The sequence below is a fragment of the Hydrogenophaga sp. FW305-3-2-15-A-LB1 genome, assembly GCF_058787875.1.
This window is the reverse complement of sequence record NZ_JBYTAE010000021.1, coordinates 41,512-66,910: the sequence shown is the minus strand read 5'-3', so window position 1 is coordinate 66,910 and position 25,399 is coordinate 41,512. Positions and strand designations below refer to the sequence as shown.

Sequence of the window (25,399 nt, the reverse complement as noted above, 5' to 3'; positions counted from 1 at the left end):
GGGGCGATTGTCTCACGCGGGGGCGGGGCGCTTCTGCATCAGAACCACGTTGGCGCCAGGCACTTCGCAGTGCCAGCCATGGTGGCGCGCCAGCCAGCGCAGCGTGGCCTCGCGGTAGAACACCACGTGGGTCGGGTCGCGGCGGTAGTGCCACTGCGCGAAGCGCGCGTCGTCGGTCTGGAAGCGCGTCATCAGCGCCAGCCAGCCACCCGGGCGCAGCAGCGCGTCCAGGCGGCGGAACTCGGCGGCGGGGTCGTGGAAGTGCTCGGCCACCTCGGTGCAGGTGATGAAGTCGTGGGGGGTGGCCAGTGCGCCCGTGTCGGGGTGGAAGAACGGGTCGTACAGGGCCACCGTGTGGCCGGCCTCGCGCAGCAGGTCGGCCAGCACCGGGCCGGGGCCGCAGCCGTAGTCGAGCCCGCTGCACCCGGGCGCCAGGCGCTGCAGCAGCGGTGTGGCCACCTGGGCCAGGAAGGCGCGGTAGCCCGCGTCGTCGCCGGTGTTGCGGTGCAGTTCGTACTCGGCGCGTTCGGCCTCGGGCGAGGGCCGGTGTTCGGGGAACAGAAAGGTGGCCTCGCAGCGCCCACAACGGCCATAGGCGCGCTCGCCGACGACCTGGAACGCCCGGCCCTCAAGGCCTTCGCAAACGGGGCAGCGCATGGCGCGAAGGCCGGCCGGCTACTTCCAGCGCACCGGCTCGATGTGCACGCTGCCGCGCTCGCTGGAGAGCGTGAGCGCGCCTTCCTGCACCGTGGCCTGCAGCTGCATGCTGCGCTCGGCGAGCTGGGCCAGCGCGGGCGCCACCTCGGTCGGCAGGCGCCAGGCCTGCAGGCGGTCGAGCCGCGTGAGTTTGCCCTCGATGCCGCGCCACCACACGTCGGCCGCGCTGCCGAATGCGTAGACGACCACCGCGTCGGCCTTGCTGCAGGCCTTGGCCAGCGGCTTGTCTTCCGGCTGGCCGACCTCGATCCACAGGCGCTTGCGGCCGGTGAAATCGGTCAACGAGACGTCCGGGTCGTCCGGGTCGGAGAGGCCGGCGCCGAAAGCCAGCGTGCCGTCGCCCCGGCAGGTGTCCTGCAGCTCGTGCGCGTGCAGCGCCATCGCCACCAGCCGGACCATCATGCGCTCGTCGGTCTCGCTGGGATGGCGGGCCAGGGTGAGCGCGTGGTCGGCGTAGTAGCCGTGGTCGATGTCGGCGATCTGCAGGTTTGCCTTGAAGATGGTGGACTTGATTGCCATGACGAGACGGACCGGAAATGAAAAAAGCGGGCCCCGTTGCCGGAACCCGCTTTTTGAGATGCTGGTGGCGATAGGTGGACTTGAACCACCGACATCAGCATTATGAATGCTGCGCTCTAACCAACTGAGCTATATCGCCAGCGAAGCGCGCATTATAGACAGTTTTTTTGGACGGCTCAGCGGTGCTGGAAAGCCGGCTTGCGTTTGTTGACGAAGGCGTCCATGCCTTCCTTCTGGTCTTCGGTGGCGAACATCGCGTGGAACAGGCGGCGCTCGAACATCACGCCGTCCGACAGCGTGCCTTCGAACGAGCGGTTCACCGCTTCCTTGGCCGCCATCACGCTGGGCAGCGAGAGGCCGCAGATCACCAGCGCGGCGCCCAGGGCCTCGTCCATCAGCTTGTCCAGCGGCACGACGCGGCTGACAAGGCCGGCGCGCTCGGCCTCGGCGGCGTCCATCATGCGGCTGGTGAGCACCATGTCCATGGTCTTGGCCTTGCCCACCGCGCGCGGCAGGCGCTGCGTGCCACCCGCGCCGGGGATGATGCCCAGCTTGATCTCGGGCTGGCCGAACTTGGCGTTGTCGGCCGCGATGATGAAGTCGCACATCATGGCGAGTTCGCAGCCGCCGCCCAGCGCGAAGCCGCTCACGGCCGCGATCACCGGCTTGCGGATGCCGCGGATGGTTTCCCAGTTGCGCGTGATGTAGTCGCCGTTGTAGACGTCGGCGAAGGTGTAGGTGGCCATGGCGCCGATGTCGGCGCCGGCCGCGAAGGCCTTTTCGCTGCCGGTGATGACCATGCAGCCGATGCCCTCGTCCGCGTCGAAGGCCTTGAGCGCCGCGCCCAGCTCGTCCATGAGCTGGTTGTTGAGCGCGTTGAGCTGCTTGGGCCGGTTGAGCGTGACGATGCCCACGCGGCCTTCGGTGCGCACGGTGATGCATTCGGGTGGGGTGGCGGCGGTCATGGTGTCTCCTCGGGCAATGGCGTCGGGTTGAAAGCCCACCACTATATCGGGCCCGCCCTCCGGGAAAACATTAGCCGACCGATTGGTTGGTTAATGGTAAATTGCGATCCAACGCCCAACGACAACAGCAGGAGACCGCCGACATGAGCAACAACGCCACCGTGGTGTACGAAGAGCGCGGGGCCGTGGCCCTGGTCACGCTCAACCGCCCCGAAGCCCTGAACAGTTTCACCCGCCAGATGCACCGCGAGCTGTGGGCCGCGCTGGACCAGGCCGAGGCCAACCCGGCGGTGCGCGCGCTGGTGCTCACTGGCGCCGGGCGCGGTTTCTGCGCCGGCGCCGACCTGGCCGAATTCGATTTCGAGCCCGGCCCCGATCTGGTGAAGCGCGCCGACCCCGGCCCGGTGATCGAGCAGGCCTTCAACCCCACGGCGCGCCGCCTGCAGGGGCTGCGCATGCCCACCATCGCCGCCGTCAACGGCGTCGCGGCGGGTGCGGGCGCCTCGCTGGCCATGGCCTGCGACATCGCCATCGCCGCCACCGGCGCGAGCTTCATCCAGGCCTTCAGCAAGATCGGCTTGATACCGGACGCGGGTGGCAGTTGGTTCCTGGTCGAGCGCCTGGGCCTGGCGCGCGCCATGGCCTTGGCCCTGACGGGCGACAAGCTGCCGGCCACGCAGGCCAAGGAATGGGGCCTGGTCTGGGACGTGTCCGACGACTGCGTGGGCGCGGCACTGGCCCTGGCCGCGCGCCTGGCCACCATGCCCACCAAGGCCCTGGTGGCCACGCGCGGCCTGCTGCGCGATGCCGGCACGCGCACGCTGGACCAGCAACTGGACGTGGAGCGCGACACCCAGTCGGCCCTGGGCCGCACGCACGACTACATCGAAGGCGTGATGGCGTTCCGCGAAAAGCGTCCGGCGCAGTTCAAGGGCGAATGAGGATGAGCCCCGAAGACAAGGCCCGCAAGGTGGGCGAGACGATGTTCGCGGTGGACACCGCGAGCAAGGACACCATGGGCATGGAGCTGCTGGCCTGCGAACCCGGTCGCGCCGTGATGCGCATGGCCGTGCGCCCGCTGCATCTCAACGGCCACCAGATCTGCCATGGCGGCTTCATCTTCACGCTGGCCGATTCCACCTTCGCCTTTGCCTGCAACAGCCACAACAAGAACGCTGTGGCCGCGGGCTGCGGCATCGAGTTCCTGCGGCCCGCGCACGCGGGCGACGTGCTCACCTGCGAAGGCATCGAACAGACGCTGTCGGGCCGCCACGGCATCTACGACATGCGGGTGAGCAACCAGCGCGGCGAAGTGGTTGCGATGTTCCGCGGCAAGAGCGCCGTGATCGCCGGCACCGTGTTTCCCGAGGACGAGCAGCCATGAAGACCTTTCCCCTCGAACCGATCGAAAAAGCCGGCATCGACGAACTGCGTTCGCTGCAGCTCAAGCGCCTGCAGGCCACGCTGCGCCACGCCTACCAGAACTCGCCGGTGTACCGCGCGAAGTTCGATGCGGCCGGCGTGCACCCCGACGACTGCCGCAGCCTGGCCGACCTGGCGAAGTTCCCTTTCACGACCAAGAAGGACCTGCGCGACAGCTACCCCTTCGGCATGTTCGCGGTGCCGCGCGAGCAGTGCGCGCGCATCCACGCCAGCAGCGGCACCACCGGCAAGCCGACGGTGGTGGGCTACACGCTCAAGGACATCGACACCTGGGCCACGGTGATGGCGCGCAGCATCCGCGCCAGTGGCGCCCGCCCGGGTGATCTGGTGCACGTGAGCTATGGCTACGGCCTGTTCACCGGCGGCCTGGGCGCGCACTACGGTGCCGAGAAGCTGGGGCTCACGGTGGTGCCTTTCGGCGGCGGCCAGACCGAGCGGCAGGTGCAGCTGATCCAGGACTTCCGGCCCGACATCATCATGGTCACGCCGAGCTACATGCTGGCGATCGCCGACGAGTTCGAACGCCAGGGCTTGGACCCGCGCGAGAGCAGCCTGCGCCTGGGCATCTTCGGCGCCGAACCCTGGACCAACGACATGCGGCTGGCGATCGAGCAGCGCATGGGCATCGACGCGGTGGACATCTACGGCCTGTCCGAGGTGATGGGGCCCGGCGTGGCCAACGAGTGCGTGGAAACCAAGGACGGCCCGACGATCTGGGAAGACCACTTCTACCCCGAGATCATCGACCCCGACACCGGCGAGCCGGTGCCCGACGGCGAGCTGGGCGAGCTGGTGTTCACCAGCCTGACCAAGGAGGCGCTGCCCATCATCCGCTACCGCACGCGCGACCTCACGCGCCTGCTGCCCGGCACGGCGCGCCCCATGCGCCGCATGGAAAAGATCACCGGCCGCAGCGACGACATGATGATCGTGCGCGGCGTCAACGTGTTTCCCACGCAGATCGAGGAGCTCATCCTCAAGCGCGCCGAACTCAGCGCGCACTACCAGTGCGTGCTCACGCGCCAGGGGCCGATGGACGACCTCACCGTGGTGGTGGAGACGCGCTCGGGCCTGTCACCGGACAGCGAGGAGGCCCAGGGGGCCGCGCGCCTGCTGCAGCACGACATCAAGGTGTTCGTGGGCAGCAGCGTGATGGTGCAGTTGAAGCCCGAGGGCGGTGTCGAACGCAGCCAGGGCAAGGCCAAGCGCGTTCTGGATCAGCGAGGGCGCTAATTCAGCCAGCTGGCGAGCTTGGGCGCATCGCCCACCGCCAGCCGCACGGTGAAGGACTCGGTGGGCCAGTCCAGCGGCAGGCGCAGCAGGCGCTTGTCGCGCGAGACCAACGCGGTCAGCTTGGCGCGTCGCGCGCGCAGGGGCGGCAGTTCGTCGAGCTTGTGGAGGCGCCAGGCCTCGGCCTCGCCGCCGCGCTGCGCGGGCGCGAACTCCACGCCCAGCCACTCGTCGTTCGCGGCCATGCCGGCGGCCTCGGCCGCGCCACCGCGCAGCACGGTCTTGAGCACCACGCCGCCTCCGGTCTCGCTCACGCGCAGGCCGAGTTGCTGCGCCAGCGGCGCCTTGTCGTGCGCCACCTTCACGCCATGGTCCTGCAGCAGCGAGGGCAGGGGCAGCTCGTCGGTGCTGTGCACCCAGGCCGCGATCTCGCCTTCGTAGCTGCGTTGGCCCAGGCGCTTGAGCGCGCGCAGCACGTCGGCCTCGCGCATCGGGCCGCCTTCGCAGCGCTGCCAGAGTTCGCGCATCACCGCGTCGAGCGAACCGTGGCCTTCGGCGCGCAGCGTGAGGTCCAGGCACAGCGCCACCAGCGAGCCCTTGGTGTAGTAGCTCACCGTCGCGTTGGGCGTGTTCTCGTTCATGCGGTAGTACTTCACCCAGGCGTCGAAGCTGGCCTCGGCGACGGTCTGCACCAGGCGGCCCGGCGTCTGCTGCACCTGGTTGAGGGTCTTGGCCACCAGCTGCAGGTAGGTCGCGTCGTCGATCAGCCCGGCGCGGCGCAGCATGAGATCGTCGTAGTAGCTGGTGAAGCCTTCGAAGAACCAGAGCAGCTCGGTGTGGTTCTCGCTGTCGTAGTCGTAGCGCGCGAACTCGGCCGGGCGCAGGCGCTTGACGTTCCAGGTGTGGAAGTACTCGTGGCTGATCAGGCCCAGCAGCGTGGTGTAGCCGTCCGTGGCCTTGAGGGCGGCGGGCTTTTCGCCCGGCGCGGGGGCGCGCGGCAGGTCGGCGCGCTGGCAGATCAGCGCGGTGGAGTTGCGGTGCTCCAGGCCGCCGTAGCCGTCGGCGCTGGCGTACAGCATGAACACGTAGCGCGAGAAAGGCGGGGGCTGCTGGCCGTGCCAGAAGGCGATCTGCGTCTCGCAGATCTTGCGGGTGTCTTCGATCAGGCGCTCGCCATCCATCCACTCGCCCGCGCCGGCCACCACGAAGCGGTGCTCCACGCCGCCGGCGGTGAAGCTGGCGCTCCAGAAGCGGCCCATTTCCACCGGGCAGTCGGCGAGCTCGTCGTAACCCTCGGCGAGGTAGTGGCCGAAGCCCTGGGCGTCCACGGTCTGCGGCGTCAGGCCGGTGGCGACCTGCCAGCCGGCGGTGGCCTCGCCGCTCAACAGCTCCAGCGCGTGCGGCGTGTCCTCCTGGCCGAGCACGCGCAGGCACAGGCTGGTGGCGTTGAAGAAACCGCGCGAGGCGTCGAGGAAGGCGGTGCGCACCGAGGCGTCGAAGGCATACACCTCATACCGCAGCTCCAGCGGCTCGCCGGCCTCGGCCTGGGCCTGCCAGCGGTGTTTGTCGAGCTGCCTGAGGGCGACGGGTTGCCCGTTCTGCCAGGCGCGCAGTTGTTGCAGGTTCTGCGAGAACTCGCGCACCAGGTAGCTGCCCGGTATCCACACCGGCAGGGCCACGCGCTGGTTCTTCGCGGGCTGCTCGATGCGCAGCGTTACGGCGAACAGGTGGGCGTGCGCGCTGAGCACCGAGACGGTGTAGCGCACGCCTGCGTTGCGCGCGGCCTTGGCCGCCCTGGCGCGGGTGCTCAAGGCTTGGCTTCCGCGAGCTGTTTCTCGATCTGCTCGGCACCGATGGCGCCGGGCACGCGCGTGCCGTTGGCGAAGATGATGGTCGGGGTGCCAGTGATGCGGGCCTTCTTGCCGAACTCGAAGTTGCGCGCCACGGCGGCCGCGTCGCAAGTCGCCGAAGGCGGGGTCACGTCGCGCACCATCCAGTCGACGAAGGTCTTGCCCTTGTCCTTGGCGCACCAGATGTTGCGCGATTTCTCACCCGAGTCGGCGCTCAGGATCGGGTACAGGAACACGTGCACCGTCACGTTGTCGATCTTCATCAGGTCGCGTTCGAAGCGCTTGCAATAGCCGCAGTTGGGGTCCTCGAACACCGCCAGCTTGCGTTTGCCATTGCCGCGCACGATGGTGAAGGCGTCTTTCAGCGGCAGGTCCTTGAAGGCGATGGCGGTGAGCTTGTCCATGCGCTGCTCGGTCAGGTCCACGCGGGCCTTGGTGTCGATCATCGAACCCTGGATCAGGTAGTTGCCTTCGGCGTCGGTGTAGAACAGCTCGCTCTGGTTGACGCGCACCTCGTAGATGCCCGGCATGGGCGTCTTGCTGACCTCGTCGATGGCCGGCAGGTTGGGCAGGCGCTCGGCGAGGTTCTTGCGGATGGTGGCTTCCTGGGCGATGGCGGCCATCGACAGGGCAGCCAAGGCCGCGATCAGGAGGGATTTGAAGAGTTTCATCGTGGGAGCCTTGGAGGGCGTGCGGGATTCGAAAGAGGGTTTCAGAAGTGCGGCTGGCCCATGGCCTGGCGGGCGATCCAGCGCTTGAGCGGGCCGCTGCGGTCGAAGCCGTTGAGGCCCCAGTTGCGCAGCGCCTGCACGCGCGAGTCGCCGTGGGCGAACAGGCCGAACAGACCGTCGGTGACCCAGCCCATGGCGCCTACCTCGGCGGCGCGCGCGCGTTCGTAGCGGCGCAGCAGCTTGAGGTCGCCCAGCTCGCGCCAGTATTCGCGCTGCTGCAGCACGCGCGCCAACTCGGCGGCGTCGGCCAGACCCACGTTCAGGCCCTGGCCCGCCAGCGGGTGCATGGCGTGCGCCGCGTCGCCGGCCAGCGCCACGCCGCCCTGGGCGGTGCGGGCGATCCAGCGTTGGGCGCGCGAGAGTTCGAGGGGCCAGGCCTGGGCGGGGCTTTCCATGTGCATGTGGCCCAGGGCCTGGGCGCAGCGCGCCTGCACGGCCTGGGTGAAGGTGGTCGGGTCGGCTTGCAGCCAGGCGTCGGCCTGCTGTGCAGGGACAGACCACACCAGCGCCACGGAGTTCCCGAACGCGCCGCCCAGGGGCAGCAGGGCCATCACCTCGCCGTTGGAAAACCACTGCCGGGCGATGCCGCCGTGCGGCTGGTCGCAATGCAGCCGCGCGGCCACCGCCTTGTGTGGGTAGGGGCGCACGTCGAATTCCAGGCCCAGTTCCGCGCGCGTCTGGCTGCGCTTGCCCTCGCACACCACCGTCAGGGCGGCGTTGGGCGCTTCGCTCACGCGCTCGATGCCGCCTTGGAAGCCGATCGCGTCGGACAGGCGCTGCTCCAGCGCGGGCACGTCCACGATCCAGGTCAGCGCGTCCGCGCCCTGGTCGTCGGCCGAGAACTGCAGCTCGCCGCCGTCGTCGCCCCACACCTGCATGGCGCTCACCGGGGTGATGGGGGGCACGCGGTCGTCCTGCGGATCGGCCTCGGGCCAGGCGCGCACCGAGCGCAGCACGTCGCGCGAGGCGGCGTTGATCGCGTAGGCGCGCACGTCGAGGGTGTCCTGCGGGCCGCGTGGCGCGCCGACCAGAGCCACGCGCAGGCGGTCGCGGGCCAGCAGCAGGGCCAGGGTCTGGCCCACCACGCCGGCCCCTCGGATGGCGACGTCGAAACGCCGGGTAGAGCCGGTGCGGGGGGCAGGGGAGTTCATGGGGGGATTCTAGGAGCAGGGCACAATCCGGGCCTTCCCCCGGGCGATACCCGGTACCCCCATCCTGACCATCCACCATGAGTGCTGAACCCATTGCCGCCGACGTGCAGGCCACCATCGCCCAGCTCTGGGTCTATCCGGTCAAGTCCTGCGCCGGCATTTCGCTGACCGAGGTCGAGCTGACCGACACCGGCCTGCTGTACGACCGCGCCTGGATGGTGGTGGACGCGGACGGCGAGTTCGTGACCCAGCGCGAGCTGCCCCGCATGGCGCTCATCCAGACCGCTTTCAAGATGGGCCAGCTGGTGCTGCGCGCCCCCGGCATGCTCGCGCTGCACCTGGCGCTGGACGCGGCCGAAGGCCCGCTCCAGGTGCGCGTGTGGGACGACGAGGTGCAGGCCTACGACATGGGCGATCTGGCCGCGCAGTGGTTCAGCGATTTCCTCGGTCAGCCCCTGCGCCTGGCGCGCTTCGACCCCGAGGTGCGGCGCGTGTGCAGCCTGAAGTGGACCGGGGGCCGCGAGGCCGTCACGCAGTTCGCCGACGGTTTCAGCCTGCTGGTGACCAGCACCGCGTCGCTGGACGAACTCAACACCCGCCTGGGTGCGGCCGGCCACGGGCCGGTGGAGATGCTGCGTTTCCGGCCCAACGTCGTGCTGGCCGGCGTGGAAGCGCACGACGAAGACCGCGTGGGCGCGATGCGCATTGGCACCGGGGACGGCGCGTCCGCGCTGATCGAGCCGGTCAAGCCCTGCGGCCGCTGTCCCATTCCCAACATCGACCCGGCCACCGCCATCTCCAGCCCCGAGGTGAACGACACGCTGCAGGTCTACCGGCAGGACCCGCGCCTCAACGGCGCCATCACCTTCGGCATGAATGCCATCGTGCTCGAAGGCGACGGGCAGGTGCTGCGGATCGGCCAGCCCGTGAGCGCCGACTGGAAGTTCGACTGAACTCAGCCCTGGGCTGATCGTGGCGGGCTGGCCCGCTCGCTCGCGTAGCGCGCCAGCGTGGCCGCCAGTTCGCCCAGGTCGCGCTGCACCGTGGCGAAACTGGCGTTGCGCTCCCGGGTGATCTCGTCCATGTACACCGGGCGGCGGATCTCGATCTGCAGGCTGTGGCGCCCTTGTGCGGGCTGGCCGATGCGAGCGATCAGCTGCACGCCCTTGTACGGGTCGTTGCGGGCCACCGAATAGCCGCGCGAGCGCAGCTCGCGCTCCACCAGGTCGACAAACGCCGGGTCGCAGGTGGTGCCGTCGCGGTCGCCCAGCACGAAGTCCGCGAGTGGGCGGGTGCTGCGGATCTGGAGCCGCTCGTAGGCGTTGTCGGGCATGGAATGCAGGTTCAGGTGCCAGAGCGCGCCGAAGCGGTCCATGGTCTCGTCGATGCATCGCGACAGGGCTGCGTGGTACGGGCGGTAGCAGCGGGCGATGCGCGCCTGCACCTCCGCCACGGTGAGCCGACGGTGGTAGATCGGCGTGCTGGCGTCGATGTTGCGCCACACCAGGCCGAAACCCAGGCGGGTCTTATCGCTCGGGTTCAGCGGCGCCGGCCACGGGCCGTCGAGCAGGTCCGGGTCGAGGTCGTCCTCCGAGCGGTTGCAGTCCACGTAGGTGCGGGGAAAGTGGGCCGCCAGCAGGCTGCCGCCCACCGAGGGCACCGCCGCCCACAGCGCCTCCACATGCGTGTCCTCGCCGCGCCGCAGCAGCGCCCGGGGCACGGCGTGGTCGTAGTCCGCCGGGTAGTCGGTGCCGCTGTGCGGCGAGTCGCACACCAGGGGCACGGGCGTGGCGACGGGGCGGTGCAGCGTGAACGGCGGTGCGTCGATCGGCATGGCTCAGTCCAGCGAGATCTTGGCCATCTTGGCCACGCGCTCGTAGCGCTCCATGGCCTGCTGGATCTGCTGGGCGAACGCCTCGGGCGTGCCGGGGATCAGCGTGGAGCCCGAGGCTTCCATCTGCTTGATGAACTCGGGGTGCTTCATGCCTTTGTGGATGGCAGCGTTGAGCCTGGCCACCACCTCGGGCGGCGTGCCCGCCGGCGCGACCACGCCGAACCAGCCGCCACCGCCCATCTGGGGGAAACCGAGTTCGCCGTAGGTGGGCACCTCCGGCAGCGAGGGCGAGCGCTTCTCGCTCAGCACCGCCAGCGCGCGCAGCTTGCCGGACTGGATGTTCGGCAGGGCCGACGGCAGGTTGTCCGTGATGGCGGTCACCTGGCCCGCCATGGCGTCGGTCATGGCCTGCCCGGCGCCCTTGTACGGCACGTGCAGCAGGTTCATCTTGGACAGGGCCATGAAGTGCTCGATGTTGGCGTGGCCCAGGGAGCCGATGCCCGGCGAGGCGAAGCTGTACTTGCCCGGGTTGGCCTGGGCCAGGGCGATGAACTCCTTCATGTCCTTGGCCGGTGTGGCGGGATGCACCGCGAAGACGCTGGGCGTGGTCGCCACGTTGGTGATCGGCGCGAAGTCCTTCACCGGGTTGTAGCGCAGCTTGTTGCCATAGACCGCCGGGTTGCTGCCGTGCGTGCTGACGGTGGCCATGCCCAGGGTGTAGCCATCGGCCGGCGCGCGGGCGACGAATTCCATGCCCGTCGAGCCACCGGCGCCCGCCTTGTTCTCCACCACGATGGACTGGCCGAGCTCGCGACCGCCGTATTCGGCCACCAGGCGCGCGGCCAGGTCGGTCGAGCCGCCGGGGGCGAAAGGCACGATCAGCTTGATCGGCCGGTTGGGGTAGGCGGTCTGGGCCTGGGCGGCAGCGCCCAGAACGAGCGCGGTGGTCAGGGTCAGCGCGGTGCGCAGCAGGGTTCGGGTGGTCATGTGAGGTCTCCTCCTCGGGGATGGGAGCCGAAGGGTAGGAAATCCGACCAAGGCAGGCAAACGACATTTTCGCCGTGTGCGATGACATGATGTAATCAGCCGCATGCGCATCCGAAGCCCTTCTCTGGTGGAGCTGCACGCCTTCCTGGGCGTGGCCCGCCATGGCAATTTCCACCGCGCGGCCGACGAGCTGTGCGTGACCCAGGCGGCGGTGAGCCGCGCGGTGGCCCGGCTCGAGAAACACCTGGGGGTCCAGCTGCTGGACCGCGCGGCCAGCGGCGTGCGCCTGACCCCGGCCGGCGCCGACTTGCGCCGCCAGGTCGAAGGGCCCGTGGCCGCGCTGGAGGCCGCGGCGGGCCAGGTCAGGGCCCTGCCCGAAGCCCTGCGGCTACGGCTGTCCGTGGTGCCCAGCCTGGGCAACCTCTGGCTGATGCCGCGCCTGGAGGATTTCCGGCACCGCCACCCCGAGATCGACATCGAGTTCCGCCAGTACCACCACGACGAGGACTTCACCCGCGCGGACGTGGATCTGTGGGTGGCGCTCAAGGCGCGGGCCGGCAAGCACTGGCCCCGCCAGGTGGCGGCGCAGTACCTCATCGGCCGCGAGATCGTGGCCGTGTGCGCGCCCGCGCTGGCGCAAGGCATCGACGGCGTGGACGCGTTGCTGAACCTGCCCCTGCTGTACCACAGCAACTACCGCGACAACTGGGCCCTGTGGGCCGATTCCGTGGGCGGGCAACTGCCGCCGCACTGGCGGGGAACGGGCTTCGACCTGGTCATGAACCTGATCGAAGCGGCCCGCGCGGGCATGGGCGTGGCGGTGGTCCAGCGCTGCATGGTGCAGGCCGAACTGGCCACCGGCCGCCTGGTCACCCCCGTGCCCGGCAGCGCCAACACCGGGCGGGGCTACTACCTGTGCCGTCCGCGCGCGACCGCCGGCTCCCGCGCGGTGGAGGCCTTCTCGCTCTGGGTCCGTGAACAGGCCCGGCGCGCGGGCGGCTGAGCGTCCGGGACGCTTCAGCGCGAGAGATTCACCCATCAGTACAATCGACACCCGTTTCCCCTTGGCAAGACGAGGACAACGTCCTCACGGAACCCGGTACCTCTCACCTCGGTTCGCAGCACTGCCAGACAGGCGCTGCACAGTGCCACAGGGGTTGATTCATAAGGAATTTCCATGAGCCTCCAATGCGGCATCGTGGGCCTGCCCAACGTCGGCAAGTCCACCCTTTTCAACGCGCTGACCAAGGCCGGCATCGCGGCCGAGAACTACCCCTTCTGCACCATCGAGCCCAACACCGGTGTGGTGGAAGTGCCCGATCCGCGCCTGCAGCAGCTCGCCGAGATCGTCAAGCCCGAGCGCATCGTGCCGGCCATCGTGGAGTTCGTGGACATCGCCGGCCTGGTGGCGGGCGCGAGCACTGGTGAAGGGCTGGGCAACAAGTTCCTCGCGCACATCCGCGAGACCGACGCCATCGTCAACGTGGTGCGCTGCTTCGAAGACCCGAACGTCATCCACGTGGCCAACAAGGTCGACCCGATCGCCGACATCGAGGTCATCCAGACCGAGCTCTGCCTGGCCGATCTGGCCGCCGTGGAAAAGGCCCTGCACCGCGTGAGCAAGACCGCGCGCTCGGGCGACAAGGAGTCGATCAAGCAGGTCGCCATCCTCGAGAAGTGCCAGGCCGCGCTCAACGACACCCAGCCGGTGCGCACCATCGACTTCAGCAAGGAAGAGCAGGCGCAGCTCAAGCAGTTCTTCCTGATCACCGCCAAACCCGCGATGTTCGTGGCCAACGTGTCGGAAGACGGCTTCGAAAACAACCCGCTGCTGGACCGCCTCAAGGAATTCGCGCAGAAGCAGAACGCGCCCGTGGTCGCCATCTGCGCCAAGATCGAGGCCGAACTCTCCGAGATGGACGACGCCGACCGGCTCGAATTCCTCAAGGAACTTGGGCAGGACGAGCCGGGCCTGAACCGCCTGATCCGCGCGGCCTACCAGCTGCTCGGCCTGCAGACCTACTTCACGGCCGGCGTGAAAGAGGTGCGCGCCTGGACCATCCACGTGGGCGACACCGGCCCGCAGGCCGCTGGCGTGATCCACACCGATTTCGAGAAGGGCTACATCCGCGCCCAGACCATCGGTTTCGACGACTACATCGCCTACAAGGGCGAGCAGGGCGCCAAGGACGCGGGCAAGATGCGCGCCGAAGGCAAGGACTACGTCGTCAAGGACGGCGACGTGATGAACTTCCTGTTCAGCAGCTGAGGCGGTTTTTCACCCTCGACAACGCCCACCCGGCGCAAGCCCGGTGGGTTTTTTGTTGCCGAAATCGCCGGCCACCGGGCTGCTCGCGCCCCTGAAAGTACGAGTCCTTCAATCCTTTCTGGTCATCGGCCTATAGGACTTGGGGAATCCCCGATCCGAGTCATGTTGAGCTTTAGTCCTTCATAGGACTACAGTGCCTCAACCCCTGACGAGACGGAGACAAACCCCATGACAGCCCGAGTTGAAATCCTCGCTTCCGCGCAGCGGGCGCTGCCCAAAATCGCCTTTCGCGGAGCCAGCAAGATCTACGGCGGCAGCGGCCGTGCCAGGAACCAGACGCTGGCGCTGGACAGTCTGGACCTGGACATCGCACCAGCCGAGATCGTCACGGTGCTCGGTCCCACCGGTTGCGGAAAGTCCTCCACGCTGAACATGATCGCCGGCTTCGAGCAGCCCAGCACCGGCACCCTGGCGCTGGATGGCCAGCGGATCGACGGCCCCGGCCCGGACCGGGCGGTGGTGTTCCAGCAGCCCTCGCTCTTTCCCTGGCTCAACGTCTTCGACAACGTGACCCTTGGCGTGAAATGCCGGGGCGTGCCGCGCGAGACCTACTCGGCGCGCGCGATGCACCTGCTGCAGGAAGTCGGTCTCACCGGCTTCGAGCGCCACTACCCGTACCAACTCTCCGGCGGCATGCAGCAGCGCGTGCAGATCGCCCGCGCGCTGGTGTCCGAGCCCAAGGTGCTGCTGCTCGACGAGCCCTTCGGCGCGCTCGACTACCAGACCCGCATCCAGATGCAGGAACTGCTGTTGCGCCTGTGGCAGGAGTACCGCCCGACCATCTTCTTCATCACCCACGACGTCAGCGAAGCCATCTTCGTCGCCGACCGCGTGCTCGTGATGACGCGCCGCCCCGGCCGCGTGAAGCTGTCGGTGCGCGTAGAGGCCGACAAGCCGCGCACCGCCGACTTCCTGAGCACGCCGTATTTCATCGACCTGCAACGCGAGCTGCTGCAGGCCGTGCAGGAAGAAGTCCAGGCCAGCAAACAGGCCGCACCTCGTCAGGCCCTGGCCGCCTGATCCGTCGCAACGCATCGCCCCATCCACCCACGAGGAGACACCCATGAGAACCTTCATCCGACAGTTCCTGGCCACCGTGACCTGCGCCTTCGCGGCGGGCTCGGCCATGGCCCAGAGCCCCGCCGCTCCGCTGAAATTCAAATGGGGCCTGCCGTCGGCCGACTACTACGCGGTCTACGTCGCCAAGGACCATGGCCTGTTCAAGGAGGCGGGGCTGGAGCCCGAGTTCTTCTTCTTCGCCTCGGGCGCGCCGCTGCTGGCTGGCCTCAAGAGCGACAGCCTGGACGTGATCACCACCGGCCTGGCCACGGTCTTCGCGCTGGGCCAGAACATCCCGCTCAAGATGATCTACTGGGAACTTGACCATGCGGCGGCCGAGGCCCTCGTGGTCGACCCCAAGGCCGGCATCAACAGCGCCGAGGACCTGCCCAAGGCCAAAGCCATCGGTGCGCCCTCCGGCACCTGCGCCCAGGTCTCGCTGGTGCTGTTGGCCCGCAAGCTGGGCACCAAGGTGAGTGACCTCAGTGTGGTCAACATCGCCCCGCCGCTGTACGGCAACGCGTTCGCCAGCGGTGCCATCCAGGCCGGCATCGCCTGGTCACCGTTCTCGCAATCCCTCTCGCAGCAGGGCTACAAGATCGCCGGCTGGGCCACCGACTACACCCCGCATGGCGGCGTGTGCCCGGGCATGACGGCGGCCCGCCCGGCCTTTCTCGCCAAGAACCCGGACGTGGGCCTTCGCCTCGTGCAAGTCAAGGCCAAGGCCATGGACATGATCGCGAAGAACCCCAACCTGGCGATCGATGCGCTGGTGAAGAACGTGGGCATCTCGCGCCAGGTCGCCAAAGCCGCCTATGAGCGCGAGTTCTCCCGCATCCCGAGTCTGGAGCAGCAGGTCGATCCGAAATCACCGTTCTCGATGACCGCGCCCGGTCAGGGCCTGGCACTCAAGTTCCAGGTGGCCAGCGAAGCCCTGGCGGCGGCGGGCTCGATTCCCGCGCCGCTCTCGCCCAAGGTGATCGCCGACGCGATCGACCCCAGCCATCTGCAGCGCTACATGAAAGGTGAGCGCAAGTGAGCACGAGAACCGCTTCCGCCGAAACTGGCGTGGAACGCGCCGCGCGCCAGCGCCACGCCGGCCTCATGAAGATGCCGCGCACCATGCCCCTGGTCGTGTACTCCATCGCCGCCGTGCTCGGCCTGCTGCTCCTGTGGACCTTCGTCACGGTCTCCGGCCTGGTCGGCCCGGGTTACCTGCCCACGCCGCAGGGCATGGCCACCGAGTTCGCCGCGCTGCTGCGGGACGGCTACAAGGGCAAGTCGCTGTGGGCCCACATCGAGGCCAGCCTGTTCCGCACCATCATCGGCTTCCTGATCGGCGTGGCCATCGGCGTTCCGCTGGGTCTGCTCAGCGGCTACAGCAAGGTGGTCGGCGCGATGTTCTCGCCCATCATGGCCTTCGTTCGACCCATCCCGCCGATCGCCTTCATCCCCATGGCCGTGCTGTATTTCGGCCTGGGCGAGACCGGCAAGATCGTGCTGATCCTCTTCACCGCCTTCAACTACGCGTTCGTGAATGCGCACGCCGGTGCGGCCGGTGTGCCGCTGGCCTACTTCCGCGCCGCGCAGTCCATCGGCCTGAGCCGTTCGCAGACCTTTTTCCGTGTCGTGCTGCCGGCCGCCGTGCCGCAGATATTCACCGGCCTGAAGGTCGCCATGGCGCTGAGCTGGGCGGTGGTCGTGGCCGCCGAACTGGTGGGTGCGCAGGCCGGCCTGGGCTTCATGATCTCGGACGCGGCCCAGCTCTTCCGCATCCCGGTGGTCTTCATCGGCATCGCCCTCATCGGCGTGATCGGCCTGATCCTCAACGCGCTGCTCACCGGCGCCGAGGACAAGCTCGTGCACTGGAAGGGGCGCTGAGCATGTCCAGCTCCCACGTGTACCTGTCGGAACTCCCGTTGCACATCGCGGGTGAATGGCGCGGCGAGAAAGGCCGCGACACCTTGCCGGTCCTCAACCCCGCCACGGGCGCCGACATCGGCCGCCTGACGGTGGCCACCGAGCGCGACATCGACGACGCACTGGCCGCCGCGCAGGCCGCGTTCCCAGGCTGGTCGCAGACCAGCGCGTGGGAGCGGGACCGCCTTCTGAAGCGCGCCGCCGCCTTGGTCGATGAAAGGCGCGATGCCATCGCGCACCACCTGACCTTGGAGAACGGCAAGCCGCTGGTGGATTCACAAGGCGAGATCGACCGCGTGATCGAGACCATCGCCTGGTGCGCGGAAGAAGGCAAACGGGCCTACGGCCGCGTGATGCCACCGCGTTCGCACCGCCTGACGCAGACCACGCTCAAACGCGCTATCGGGCCGGTGGCTGCCTTCGTGCCCTGGAACTTCCCCATCGTGCTGGCCGCGCGCAAGGTGGCGGCGGCGCTCGCCGCCGGCTGCACGGTGGTGCTCAAGCCGGCAGAGGAAACACCGGCCAGCTGCATCGAACTCGTGCGCGCCTTCGTCGACGCGGGGCTGCCCAGCGGCGTGTTGAATCTGCTGTTCGGCGTGCCGGCGCAGATCTCGCAGCGCCTGATTGCATCGCCCATCATCCGCAAGATCTCGTTCACCGGCTCGGTCTCGGTCGGGCGGCTGCTCGCCACCCAGGCGGCCCAGCAGCTCAAGCCGGCCACCATGGAGCTGGGCGGGCACGCGCCCGTCGTGGTGTTCGACGACGTGGACGTGGACAAGGTGGCCGCCGCCTGCGCCGCGTTCAAGTTCCGCAACGCGGGTCAGGTCTGTCTCTCGCCCAGCCGTTTCTACGTCCACGAAAGCATTGCCGAACAGTTCGCCGCTCGGCTTGCCGAGCGGGCAGGGGCTCTTCAGGTCGGCGACGGCCTCGCGCCGGGCGTGCAGATGGGACCGCTGAACAACCTGCGCCGCCTGCAGGCCGCGCAAACCCTCGTCGATGACGCCCGTGCCGGTGGCGCGCGCATCCTGACGGGCGGCTCGCGCATCGGCAGCCAGGGCTTCTTTTTCCAGCCCACGGTGCTCACGCAGCTCCCCACCTCGGCCCGGTTGCTGAAGGAAGAGCCCTTCTGCCCGGTCGCGCCCGTGATGGCCTTCGCCTCGCTCGACGACGCCATTGCCCTGGCCAACGACACCGACATGGGCCTGGCGGCCTACGCCTTCACCAACCGGCTGGACCGCGCGGCGGAGTTTTCCGAGCGCGTCGAGGCCGGCTGGATCGGCATCAACAACTTCACCCCCGCGCTGGCGGACGCGCCCATCGCCGGCATGAAAGACAGCGGCCTCGGCATGGAGGGCGGCCCCGAAGGGCTCGACGCCTACCTGCACAGCCGCTTCGTCAGCCAGTCCAGCCTCGCGACCTGAGGCCCCCCTTTTCACACGATCCGCATCCAGGAGACCCATCCCATGACCACCGACAACGTGCACCCGCTCCGATTCTCGGGCTACAAGAACCGCGACATCCCCGGGCCGGACAGCGAACTCACCAGCACCAATCCCGGCACGCCCATGGGCGAATACATGCGCCGCTTCTGGCAACCGGTGTGCCTGTCCGAAGAACTCAAGGACCTGCCCAAGGCGATTCGCATCATGGGCGAAGACCTCGTGGCCTTCCGTTCCAAGCGCGGCGAGATCGGCGTGATGCACCGCAACTGCGCGCACCGCGGCGCCTCGCTGGAATACGGCATCATCACCCACGACGGCATCCGCTGCTGCTACCACGGTTGGTCGTACCGCATCGACGGCACCCTCATCGAAGCGCCTTGCGAGCACGACGACACACGCCTGAAGCAGACCGTCTGCCAGGGCGCCTACCCGGCATTCGAGCGCAACGGCCTGGTGTTCGCCTACATGGGCCCGCCCGACCAGCAGCCGCCGTTCCCCGAGTTCGACAGCTACACCTTCCCGAGCGACAACAAGCTGGTGCCGTTCTCGAACATCTACCCCTGCAACTGGTTGCAGGTGTACGAGAACATCATGGACCACATGCACACGGCCGTGCTGCACAACAAGATGGTCGCCGAAGGCGTGGATGACAGCACCGCCGCCGGGCTCTCGCTCGAAGGCTTTGGCGACATGCCGGTGATGCAGTGGGAGGCCACGCGCAATGGCAACGGCTGTGTCTTCGTCGCTGCCCGGCGCCTGCCTGGCAGCAAGGTGTGGTTGCGCATCACCGAAATGGTGTTCCCCAACTACCTGCAGATCGGCTCGCTGCTGCCCACGGCCGCGCGCGAGCGCCATGGCAACTCCGGCTGCACGCGCTGGAACGTGCCCATCGACGACCACCACATGATGATCCTCGGCTACCGCCACTTCAACAGCATGGTGGACCCCGACGGCCTGGGCAGCGAGGCCGACTGCGGTGTCGACAAGATCGACTTCCTGGAAGGCCAGACCGGCAACCGCAGTTACGAGGAAGGCCAGCGCGCGCCGGGCGACTGGGAAGCCATCGTCAGCCAGCGCAAGGTGGCGATCCACGCCTCCGAGCACCCCGGCTCGTCGGACGTGGGCGTCTACCTCTGCCGCCGCCTGCTGCGCGACATCCTGCGTGGCAAGACCCAGCCCGATCCGCTGTACGAGGAACTCGTGGCCAAGGGCCGCACGCTGCCGCTGTACTCGCAGGACAGCGTGCTCGACATTCCCGAGCTGCCGCCCGCCGAGGACCGCAAGCAACTCCTCGCCCTGGGCAAGAAGATCATGGAAATCAGCCGCGCGGCCGATGACCTGTTTGATGCCGCCGCGCGCGACGCCCACATCCGCCGCGAACTCGACCGCCTCGACGGCCGGACCGTCGCGGTGGAGAAGACCGCCGAGCCGGCCTGAGCGCGCGCCCACGGGACACCAAGATGAAACTGCGCGTTCGCTCCGTGACCTGGGAAGCCGAGGGCGTTCTCTCGTTCGAACTCGTGCATCCCGAAGGCCAGCCGCTGCCGGCCTTCGACGCCGGGGCGCACCTCGATGTGCACATCCCCGGCGGGCTGTCGCGCCGCTACTCACTGTGCAACGCGCCGGGCGACACCACGCACTACCGCATCGCGGTGCTGCGCGTGCCCGAAAGCCGGGGCGGCTCGCGCGCCATGCACGAGCGGGTGCACGCCGGCGATCTGATCGAGGTTTCCGAGCCGCACAACTTCTTCCCGCTGGACCAGGGTGCCGGCCGCTCGCTGCTCTTGGCCGGTGGCATCGGCATCACGCCGCTGCTCGCCATGCTCGAACGGCTGCGGGCCGACGGGCGCCCGTTCGCGCTGCACTACTGCACCACTTCGCCCGAACGCACCGCCTTCGCCGCCCGCTTGCGGCCGCTGGCCGAGCAAGGCCTGGTCACGCTGCACCACGACCGGGGCGACCCGCGCAACGGCCTGGACATCGCGCAGCTGCTGCGCGATCCCGAGCCGGGCACGCACCTGTATTACTGCGGTCCGGCCGGTTTCATGAAGGCCGTGAAGGCCGCCTCGGCCCACTGGCCTGCCGGCACCGTGCACTGCGAATACTTCGGCGCTGAGCCTCAGGCCGCGCGTCCCGAGGCCGCCGCCTCGACCAACACCGTGCCGGTGCGCCTGCTGCGCTCGGACCGCACCGTGCAGGTCTCTCCCGTGCAGACCCTGCTGCAGGCGCTGCGAGAGGCCGGCGTGGACTGCGAAAGCTCCTGCGAGGCCGGCGTGTGCGGCACCTGCAAGGTGGACTACCGCGACGGCGAGCCCGACCACAACGACCTGATCCTGAACGAAGACGAGCGCGCCCGCAGCGTGCTGCTGTGCTGCGCGCACGCCCGCACGCCGCTCTCGCTCGATCTCTGAAGGCCCCAGGCCCATGACAACAACCCGCCAGGTGAGGACCCCTCCATGAACAACGCCGCCGTGAACGCCGCCGAGAACGTGTTCCAGGTGCTGCAGATGCCCGATCGCAGCGGCCGCCCGAAATACCAGCGCCTGGCCGACGCGCTGGTGGAAGCCATCCGTCAGGGCGTCTGGCGCCCGGGCGACCGGCTGCCGCCCGAAGAGGAACTCACGCAGCTCACGCCCTTCAGCCTGGGCACGGTGCAGCGCGCCCTGCGCGACCTGTCGGAGCAGGGCCTGGTGGTGCGCCAGCACGGCCTGGGCAGCTTCGTCGCCGATCCGCCGCGCGAGCTGCAGGACCCCTGGCACTGCCGCTTCGTCAACGACGAGGGCGTGGTGTTGCCGATCTACTCCCAGGCCATCGCCCGCGTGAGCGTGTTCGAGCGCGGCCCCTGGACCGCCTACCTCGGCCCGCAGGCCGACGTGATCCGGCTCGACCGCGTGATCATCGTCAACGATGAGTTCCGCATCTTCAGCCGCTTCTACGGCGACCGCAAGGTGCTCAAGCGCCTGTGGGAAATGCCCATGGACGAACTGAACGGCGCCAACTTCAAGAAAGTCATCGTGCGCCAGTGCCGCCTACCCATCACCGAGGTCACGCACTTCGTGCGCATGCAGCCCTTCGACGATGAGGCCTGCACCCGCATGGGCCTGGCCACCGGGACCAGCGGCATGTTCATGTACGCCGTGGCCTGTGCCGGCAAGGAGCGCTGCGTGTACTACCAGGAATTCTCCGTGGCACCCAACGCGCATTCGCTCAAGTTCCCCGAAACCACGGTGTCCGCCGTCTGAGCGCGCACGCCGTCTCCCTCCCTCGATCACCCAACGGAAATCCCATGAAAACCCCCGCCAAGAACCTTCTTGTCATCATGTCCGACGAGCACTCGCCCAAGGCCCTGGGCTGCTACGGCAGCGAGATCGTCCAGACCCCGAACCTCGACCAACTGGCCGCGCGCGGCACGCGCTTCTCATCGGCCTACTGTGCCAGCCCGGTGTGCATCCCGGCACGCGCCTCGTTCGCCGTCGGCAAGTACATCCACCAGATGGGCTACTGGGACAACGCCGATGCCTACGACGGCGCGATCCCGAGCTGGCACCACAAGCTGCGTGACCGCGGGCACGACGTGGTCTCCATCGGCAAGCTGCATTTCCGCGCGCCCGACGAAGACCACGGCTTCAGCTCCGAGGTGATCCCCATGCACATCATCGAAGGCAAGGGCGACCTCATGGGCCTGGTGCGCAGCGAGCTGCCGGTGCGCAAGGGCGCCTACAAGATGGCGCACTACGCCGGCCCCGGCGAGAGCCAGTACACCTTCTACGACCGCGAGATCACCTCGCGCGCCCAGGTCTGGCTGCGCGAGGCCGCCCAGCGCGAGACCGACAAGCCCTGGGTGCTGTTCGTCTCGCTGGTCGCGCCGCACTTTCCGCTCACCGCGCCGCCCGAGCACTACTACCGCTACTACAACCAGAACCTGCCCATGCCCAAGCTGTACGAGCAGCACGAGCGGCCCACGCATCCCTACCTGGTGGACTACGCGCGCAGCTTCAACTACGACGACTACTTCAGCCGCGACGCCGTCAAGCGCGCCATCGCCGGCTACTACGGCCTGTGCAGCTTCCTCGACGAGAACATCGGCAAGATCCTGCGCACGCTGGAAGACGCGGGCCTGGCCGACGACACGCGCGTGATGTACACCTCCGACCATGGCGACAACATGGGCTCGCGCGGCCTGTGGGGCAAGTCCACCATGTTCGAGGAAACCGCTGGCGTGCCGCTCATCATCGCGGGCGACGGCATTCCAAAGGGCCGTTCGGTGGACACGCCGGTCAGCCACGTGGACGTGTACCCCTTCATCCTCGACGCCGTGGGCAACCAGGAAACCGCCCTGCGCGAGGGCTTCCCCGGCACCACGCTGTTCGAACTCGCGGCCGGCGAGGTGCCCGACCGCAACGTGCTCGTGGAGTACCACGGCATGGGCTCGACCACCGGCGCCTTCATGATCCGCCACGGCCGCTACAAGTACGTGCACTACATCGGCTACCCCGCGCAGCTGTTCGACCTGGAGACCGACCCTGAGGAGTTGACCGACCTCGCGGCCAACGCCAAGTACGCCCGCGTGCTCGACGAGTGCCGCGAGCGGCTGCAGCGCATCTGCGACCCCGACGAGGTGGACCAGCGCGCGAAACAGCGCCAGGCCGAGCTGCTGGCGCAGAACGGCGGGCGCGATGCCGTCATCGCGCGCGGCGACCTGGGCTTCACGCCCGCGCCCGGCGCCGTCATCGCCTTCGACTGAACCTGGCAGGGGCCATGTCCATGAACCAAGAAGAGCACTATGACTACATCGTCGTCGGCGCCGGCTCGGCCGGCCCCGCGCTCGCCACGCGCCTGGCCGAGCGGCAGGCTGGACGCGTGCTGCTTGTCGAAGCGGGCGCGTCGCGCGAGCGCGATTTCTGGGTGCGCGCGCCCATCGGCATCGCCAAGGTGGTCGGCGACCCTCGCTACGTCTGGCAGTTCCGCACGCAGGAGCAGCAGGCCCTGGTCGGCCAGTCGGTCTATTGGCCGCGTGGCCGCATGCTGGGCGGCAGCAGCGGTGTGAATGGCACCATCTACGTGCGCGGCGAAGCCGAGGAATACGACCACTGGCGCGGCCTGGGCTGTGCAGGCTGGGGTTACCGCGAACTGCTGCCCTACTTCAAGCGCCTCGAAAACACCACCCTGGGTGACGCCGTCTGCCGGGGGCGCGAAGGGCCGGTGACGATCAGCTCGCTCGGCGCCATGCCCGACGCGTTGTCCGACGCCTTCCACGCCGCCTGCGTCTCGGCCGGCATTCCCGCCAACGAGGACTACAACGGCCGCCAGTACGAAGGCGTGGGCTACCTGCAGCTCAACACCCGCCACGGGCAGCGCTGCGACACCGCCACCGCCTACCTGCGCGGTCGCCCCGCCAGCAACCTGCGCGTGGCGACCGAGATCCAGGTCACGCGCGTGCTGTTCGAGGGCACGCGTGCGGTCGGCATCGAATACATCCGCGAAGGCGTTCGCGGCATCGCCAAGGCCGCGCGCGAGGTGATCCTCTCGGCCGGTCCGATCAAGTCGCCGCAGCTGCTCGAGCTCTCGGGCATCGGCCAGGGCGAGCGCCTGCAGGCCCTGGGCATCCCGGTGGTGAAAGACCTGCCCGGCGTCGGCGAAAACCTGATCGACCACGTCCAGACCCGCGTCACCTTCGAAGCCAATCGGCCGCTCGGCCTGAACCAGGTGGTGGGCCACCCGTGGCGGCAGACCCTGCTCGGGCTGCGCTACCTCACCACCCGCAAAGGGCTCATGGCCACGCCCGCCTTCACCATCCACGCGCTGGCGCGCACCGAGCGCGACCGCCGCCTGGGCCGCCAGCGACCGAGCGTGAAAATCCAGCTCGCCCAGCTCAGCGGCAACACGCGCTTCGAGATGACCACCGGCGGCACGCCCGGCGCCATGCTCGACCCCTACCCGGGTTTCTCGATCGGCTGCTTCCAGCTGCGCCCGCAGTCGCGCGGCCAGGTGCACCTCGCCAGCCCCGACCCCCTGGCCGATCCCGCCATCGACCCGCGTTACCTCGCGGAACGGGAGGACCAGGAAGACGTGGTGGCCTCGGTGCGGCTGGCGCGCGAAGTCGCGGCCCAGGGCGCGCTGGCGAGCTTCATCGTGCGCGAGACCCGGCCCAGCGCTCTGGCGCACACCGACGACGAACTGCTCGACTATGTCAAGCAGTCCGCGGCCACCTCGTTCCACCCAGTGGGCACTTGCCGCATGGGCGTCGACGACCTGGCCGTGGTCGATCCCCAGCTGCGCGTGCGGGGCCTGCAGGCGCTGCGCGTGATCGACTCGTCGATCATGCCCACCATGCCGGCTTCCAACACCAATGCGCCCTCGATCATGATCGGGGAAAAGGGCGCGGATCTGGTGCTGCAGCGCTGAGCGCGTGGACACCCCAGCCGCCCTCGCGGCCACCCTCTGGCCTGGCCCCGCCTGGGTGCTGTGCCTGGGCATCGCCATCTCGTTCGGTGCGGGCGTGGTGCGGGGCTTCTCGGGCTTCGGCTACTCGGCGCTCGTGGTGGCCGGCCTCTCGCCCTTCGTGCTGCCTGGTCCGCTGGTGGTCGCGGTGCTGATGCTGGAGGTGGCGGCCTCCGCGGGCAGCGTGCGCCAGGTGATGCCCGATGTGCACCGCGGCTGGCACCGCTCGCTGCTGGCCGGCAACCTGCTGTTCGTGCCCGTGGGGCTGGCTGGGCTGGCCTGGCTGGACCCGGCCGTGGTCCGCGTGCTGATCAGCGCCCTGGTGCTCGCGGGCGCGACCGGCGTGCGGTTCACCCTGGGGCACCGGTTGGCCCCCACGGCCGGATGGCGCCACCTCGCCGGGGTGGGTTCCGGTCTGCTCAACGGCTTCGCCGCCTCGGGCGGCATCGTGGCCGCGCTGCTCATGACCGCCAGCGGCCTGCATCCCCGGTTGCTGCGCGCCACCATGATCAGCGCGCTGCTCTGGATCAGCGCCTACGCGCTGTTGTGGAGCGGCCTTGCCGCCTGGGCGGGCGGGCCGTCGCTGCTGGGCGCGCAGGCCGTGGGCTGGGCCCTGCTGCTCTGGCCCACGATGGTGCTGGGCATGCGCGTGGGTGCCCGTGCCTTCGTTCGCGCCCGGTCGGATCGACAGGCCCTGCTCGTGCTCGACACGCTGATCGTGGTGGCCCTGGGCGCTCTGGTCACAGCCTGGGTGCGCTTGCCCGCGTCCTGAGCGGCCGAG

At 68.8% G+C, this 25,399-nt stretch carries 24 protein-coding genes and 1 tRNA gene; 16 read left to right on the top strand and 9 right to left on the bottom strand.

Translation table 11 applies throughout. The annotated features are described in order from the left end of the window. Positions 1-12: 12 nt before the first annotated feature. The 4 genes from AC3WPZ_RS08780 to AC3WPZ_RS08765 all read right to left on the bottom strand — a co-directional run bounded on the left by AC3WPZ_RS08780 (position 13) and on the right by AC3WPZ_RS08765 (position 2,201). Positions 13-657: a class I SAM-dependent methyltransferase gene (locus AC3WPZ_RS08780; protein WP_444687306.1), complete on the bottom strand. Its 645-nt coding sequence runs from the start codon at positions 655-657 to the stop codon at positions 13-15. An 18-nt stretch (positions 658-675) separates the two neighbouring features. After that, positions 676-1,236: a YaeQ family protein gene (locus AC3WPZ_RS08775; RefSeq protein WP_291120512.1), complete on the bottom strand. Its 561-nt coding sequence runs from the start codon at positions 1,234-1,236 to the stop codon at positions 676-678. Positions 1,237-1,298: 62 nt separating this feature from the next. Beyond that, positions 1,299-1,375 (bottom strand) — tRNA-Met (locus tag AC3WPZ_RS08770). Between the two features lie 37 nt (positions 1,376-1,412). Beyond that, complete coding sequence (locus AC3WPZ_RS08765; protein ID WP_444687305.1) at positions 1,413-2,201, bottom strand: enoyl-CoA hydratase; 789 nt, start codon at positions 2,199-2,201, stop codon at positions 1,413-1,415. A gap of 143 nt (positions 2,202-2,344) precedes the next feature. Here AC3WPZ_RS08765 and AC3WPZ_RS08760 point away from each other — a divergent pair, with 143 nt between their 5' ends. The 3 genes from AC3WPZ_RS08760 to paaK are packed head-to-tail and all read left to right on the top strand — an operon-like array spanning position 2,345 to position 4,877. Beyond that, on the top strand, positions 2,345-3,142 hold the full coding sequence (locus tag AC3WPZ_RS08760) for an enoyl-CoA hydratase-related protein (RefSeq protein ID WP_444687304.1): 798 nt from the start codon (positions 2,345-2,347) through the stop codon (positions 3,140-3,142). 2 nt (positions 3,143-3,144) lie between these two features. Next, positions 3,145-3,585, top strand: a complete 441-nt coding sequence (gene paaI, locus AC3WPZ_RS08755) for a hydroxyphenylacetyl-CoA thioesterase PaaI (protein WP_382328305.1) — start codon at positions 3,145-3,147, stop codon at positions 3,583-3,585. Then, a complete protein-coding gene (paaK, locus tag AC3WPZ_RS08750) occupies positions 3,582-4,877 on the top strand; it encodes a phenylacetate--CoA ligase PaaK (protein ID WP_382328307.1) in 1,296 nt (431 codons plus the stop codon). Before paaI ends, paaK begins: the two co-directional genes overlap by 4 nt. Here the strand turns inward: paaK and AC3WPZ_RS08745 are convergent. From AC3WPZ_RS08745 to AC3WPZ_RS08735, 3 genes are read right to left on the bottom strand one after another with little or no spacing between them, the layout of a single operon-like run. Further along, entirely contained in the window at positions 4,874-6,685 is a 1,812-nt protein-coding gene (locus tag AC3WPZ_RS08745) for a M61 family metallopeptidase (protein ID WP_492439209.1), read from the bottom strand. The two genes, paaK and AC3WPZ_RS08745, sit on opposite strands and share 4 nt — an antisense overlap. Continuing rightward, entirely contained in the window at positions 6,682-7,395 is a 714-nt protein-coding gene (locus AC3WPZ_RS08740; protein WP_444687302.1) for a DsbC family protein, read from the bottom strand. Before AC3WPZ_RS08740 ends, AC3WPZ_RS08745 begins: the two co-directional genes overlap by 4 nt. A gap of 41 nt (positions 7,396-7,436) precedes the next feature. After that, the gene (locus AC3WPZ_RS08735; protein WP_492439207.1) at positions 7,437-8,606 is read right to left on the bottom strand and encodes an FAD-dependent monooxygenase; all 1,170 of its coding nucleotides are present in this window, start codon (positions 8,604-8,606) and stop codon (positions 7,437-7,439) included. A gap of 77 nt (positions 8,607-8,683) precedes the next feature. Between AC3WPZ_RS08735 and AC3WPZ_RS08730 the strand changes: the two genes are divergently transcribed. Continuing rightward, the gene (locus AC3WPZ_RS08730) at positions 8,684-9,559 is read left to right on the top strand and encodes an MOSC domain-containing protein (RefSeq protein WP_382321650.1); all 876 of its coding nucleotides are present in this window, start codon (positions 8,684-8,686) and stop codon (positions 9,557-9,559) included. Positions 9,560-9,561: 2 nt separating this feature from the next. Here AC3WPZ_RS08730 and AC3WPZ_RS08725 read toward each other — a convergent pair whose 3' ends face one another. Together AC3WPZ_RS08725 and AC3WPZ_RS08720 are read right to left on the bottom strand one after the other, a co-directional pair. Further along, on the bottom strand, positions 9,562-10,440 hold the full coding sequence (locus AC3WPZ_RS08725; RefSeq protein WP_492439205.1) for an N-formylglutamate amidohydrolase: 879 nt from the start codon (positions 10,438-10,440) through the stop codon (positions 9,562-9,564). A gap of 3 nt (positions 10,441-10,443) precedes the next feature. Then, on the bottom strand, positions 10,444-11,427 hold the full coding sequence (locus AC3WPZ_RS08720) for a tripartite tricarboxylate transporter substrate binding protein BugE (protein ID WP_444687299.1): 984 nt from the start codon (positions 11,425-11,427) through the stop codon (positions 10,444-10,446). A gap of 103 nt (positions 11,428-11,530) precedes the next feature. Between AC3WPZ_RS08720 and AC3WPZ_RS08715 the strand changes: the two genes are divergently transcribed. The 12 genes from AC3WPZ_RS08715 to AC3WPZ_RS08660 all read left to right on the top strand — a co-directional run bounded on the left by AC3WPZ_RS08715 (position 11,531) and on the right by AC3WPZ_RS08660 (position 25,390). Beyond that, a complete protein-coding gene (locus AC3WPZ_RS08715; RefSeq protein WP_492439203.1) occupies positions 11,531-12,430 on the top strand; it encodes a LysR substrate-binding domain-containing protein in 900 nt (299 codons plus the stop codon). A 174-nt stretch (positions 12,431-12,604) separates the two neighbouring features. Then, on the top strand, positions 12,605-13,696 hold the full coding sequence (gene ychF / locus AC3WPZ_RS08710; protein WP_382154740.1) for a redox-regulated ATPase YchF: 1,092 nt from the start codon (positions 12,605-12,607) through the stop codon (positions 13,694-13,696). Between the two features lie 228 nt (positions 13,697-13,924). After that, positions 13,925-14,776 carry an ABC transporter ATP-binding protein gene (locus AC3WPZ_RS08705; protein WP_492439201.1) on the top strand — a complete coding sequence of 284 codons (852 nt, stop codon included), beginning with the start codon at positions 13,925-13,927 and terminating at the stop codon, positions 14,774-14,776. A 43-nt stretch (positions 14,777-14,819) separates the two neighbouring features. After that, positions 14,820-15,854, top strand: coding sequence for an ABC transporter substrate-binding protein (locus AC3WPZ_RS08700; protein ID WP_492439199.1), 1,035 nt, complete (start codon positions 14,820-14,822; stop codon positions 15,852-15,854). After that, a complete protein-coding gene (locus AC3WPZ_RS08695; protein ID WP_492439197.1) occupies positions 15,851-16,696 on the top strand; it encodes an ABC transporter permease in 846 nt (281 codons plus the stop codon). Before AC3WPZ_RS08700 ends, AC3WPZ_RS08695 begins: the two co-directional genes overlap by 4 nt. 2 nt (positions 16,697-16,698) lie before the next feature. Continuing rightward, complete coding sequence (locus AC3WPZ_RS08690) at positions 16,699-18,156, top strand: NAD-dependent succinate-semialdehyde dehydrogenase (RefSeq protein WP_492439195.1); 1,458 nt, start codon at positions 16,699-16,701, stop codon at positions 18,154-18,156. A gap of 42 nt (positions 18,157-18,198) precedes the next feature. Continuing rightward, entirely contained in the window at positions 18,199-19,614 is a 1,416-nt protein-coding gene (locus tag AC3WPZ_RS08685) for a Rieske 2Fe-2S domain-containing protein (RefSeq protein WP_492439193.1), read from the top strand. 23 nt (positions 19,615-19,637) lie between these two features. Next, on the top strand, positions 19,638-20,588 hold the full coding sequence (locus AC3WPZ_RS08680) for a PDR/VanB family oxidoreductase (protein WP_492439191.1): 951 nt from the start codon (positions 19,638-19,640) through the stop codon (positions 20,586-20,588). A gap of 45 nt (positions 20,589-20,633) precedes the next feature. Beyond that, a complete protein-coding gene (locus AC3WPZ_RS08675) occupies positions 20,634-21,419 on the top strand; it encodes a GntR family transcriptional regulator (protein ID WP_492439189.1) in 786 nt (261 codons plus the stop codon). Between the two features lie 44 nt (positions 21,420-21,463). Then, entirely contained in the window at positions 21,464-22,921 is a 1,458-nt protein-coding gene (locus tag AC3WPZ_RS08670; RefSeq protein ID WP_492439188.1) for a sulfatase family protein, read from the top strand. A 14-nt stretch (positions 22,922-22,935) separates the two neighbouring features. Next, on the top strand, positions 22,936-24,582 hold the full coding sequence (locus tag AC3WPZ_RS08665) for a GMC family oxidoreductase (RefSeq protein ID WP_492439187.1): 1,647 nt from the start codon (positions 22,936-22,938) through the stop codon (positions 24,580-24,582). A 4-nt stretch (positions 24,583-24,586) separates the two neighbouring features. After that, positions 24,587-25,390: a TSUP family transporter gene (locus tag AC3WPZ_RS08660; protein WP_492439186.1), complete on the top strand. Its 804-nt coding sequence runs from the start codon at positions 24,587-24,589 to the stop codon at positions 25,388-25,390. Positions 25,391-25,399: the final 9 nt, after the last annotated feature.

Bases quoted from the DNA above. Each gene is read 5' to 3' on its own strand.
- AC3WPZ_RS08665 (WP_492439187.1), top strand. From the start codon at position 22,936: ATGTCCATGAACCAAGAAGAGCACTATGACTACATCGTCGTCGGCGCC.
- AC3WPZ_RS08730 (WP_382321650.1), top strand. From the start codon at position 8,684: ATGAGTGCTGAACCCATTGCCGCCGACGTGCAGGCCACCATCGCCCAG.
- AC3WPZ_RS08725 (WP_492439205.1), bottom strand. From the start codon at position 10,440: ATGCCGATCGACGCACCGCCGTTCACGCTGCACCGCCCCGTCGCCACG.
- AC3WPZ_RS08760 (WP_444687304.1), top strand. From the start codon at position 2,345: ATGAGCAACAACGCCACCGTGGTGTACGAAGAGCGCGGGGCCGTGGCC.
- AC3WPZ_RS08775 (WP_291120512.1), bottom strand. From the start codon at position 1,236: ATGGCAATCAAGTCCACCATCTTCAAGGCAAACCTGCAGATCGCCGAC.
- ychF (WP_382154740.1), top strand. From the start codon at position 12,605: ATGAGCCTCCAATGCGGCATCGTGGGCCTGCCCAACGTCGGCAAGTCC.
- AC3WPZ_RS08690 (WP_492439195.1), top strand. From the start codon at position 16,699: ATGTCCAGCTCCCACGTGTACCTGTCGGAACTCCCGTTGCACATCGCG.
- AC3WPZ_RS08670 (WP_492439188.1), top strand. From the start codon at position 21,464: ATGAAAACCCCCGCCAAGAACCTTCTTGTCATCATGTCCGACGAGCAC.
- AC3WPZ_RS08765 (WP_444687305.1), bottom strand. From the start codon at position 2,201: ATGACCGCCGCCACCCCACCCGAATGCATCACCGTGCGCACCGAAGGC.
- paaK (WP_382328307.1), top strand. From the start codon at position 3,582: ATGAAGACCTTTCCCCTCGAACCGATCGAAAAAGCCGGCATCGACGAA.
- AC3WPZ_RS08715 (WP_492439203.1), top strand. From the start codon at position 11,531: ATGCGCATCCGAAGCCCTTCTCTGGTGGAGCTGCACGCCTTCCTGGGC.
- AC3WPZ_RS08705 (WP_492439201.1), top strand. From the start codon at position 13,925: ATGACAGCCCGAGTTGAAATCCTCGCTTCCGCGCAGCGGGCGCTGCCC.
- AC3WPZ_RS08780 (WP_444687306.1), bottom strand. From the start codon at position 657: ATGCGCTGCCCCGTTTGCGAAGGCCTTGAGGGCCGGGCGTTCCAGGTC.
- AC3WPZ_RS08685 (WP_492439193.1), top strand. From the start codon at position 18,199: ATGACCACCGACAACGTGCACCCGCTCCGATTCTCGGGCTACAAGAAC.
- AC3WPZ_RS08735 (WP_492439207.1), bottom strand. From the start codon at position 8,606: ATGAACTCCCCTGCCCCCCGCACCGGCTCTACCCGGCGTTTCGACGTC.
- AC3WPZ_RS08700 (WP_492439199.1), top strand. From the start codon at position 14,820: ATGAGAACCTTCATCCGACAGTTCCTGGCCACCGTGACCTGCGCCTTC.
- paaI (WP_382328305.1), top strand. From the start codon at position 3,145: ATGAGCCCCGAAGACAAGGCCCGCAAGGTGGGCGAGACGATGTTCGCG.
- AC3WPZ_RS08720 (WP_444687299.1), bottom strand. From the start codon at position 11,427: ATGACCACCCGAACCCTGCTGCGCACCGCGCTGACCCTGACCACCGCG.
- AC3WPZ_RS08680 (WP_492439191.1), top strand. From the start codon at position 19,638: ATGAAACTGCGCGTTCGCTCCGTGACCTGGGAAGCCGAGGGCGTTCTC.
- AC3WPZ_RS08675 (WP_492439189.1), top strand. From the start codon at position 20,634: ATGAACAACGCCGCCGTGAACGCCGCCGAGAACGTGTTCCAGGTGCTG.
- AC3WPZ_RS08740 (WP_444687302.1), bottom strand. From the start codon at position 7,395: ATGAAACTCTTCAAATCCCTCCTGATCGCGGCCTTGGCTGCCCTGTCG.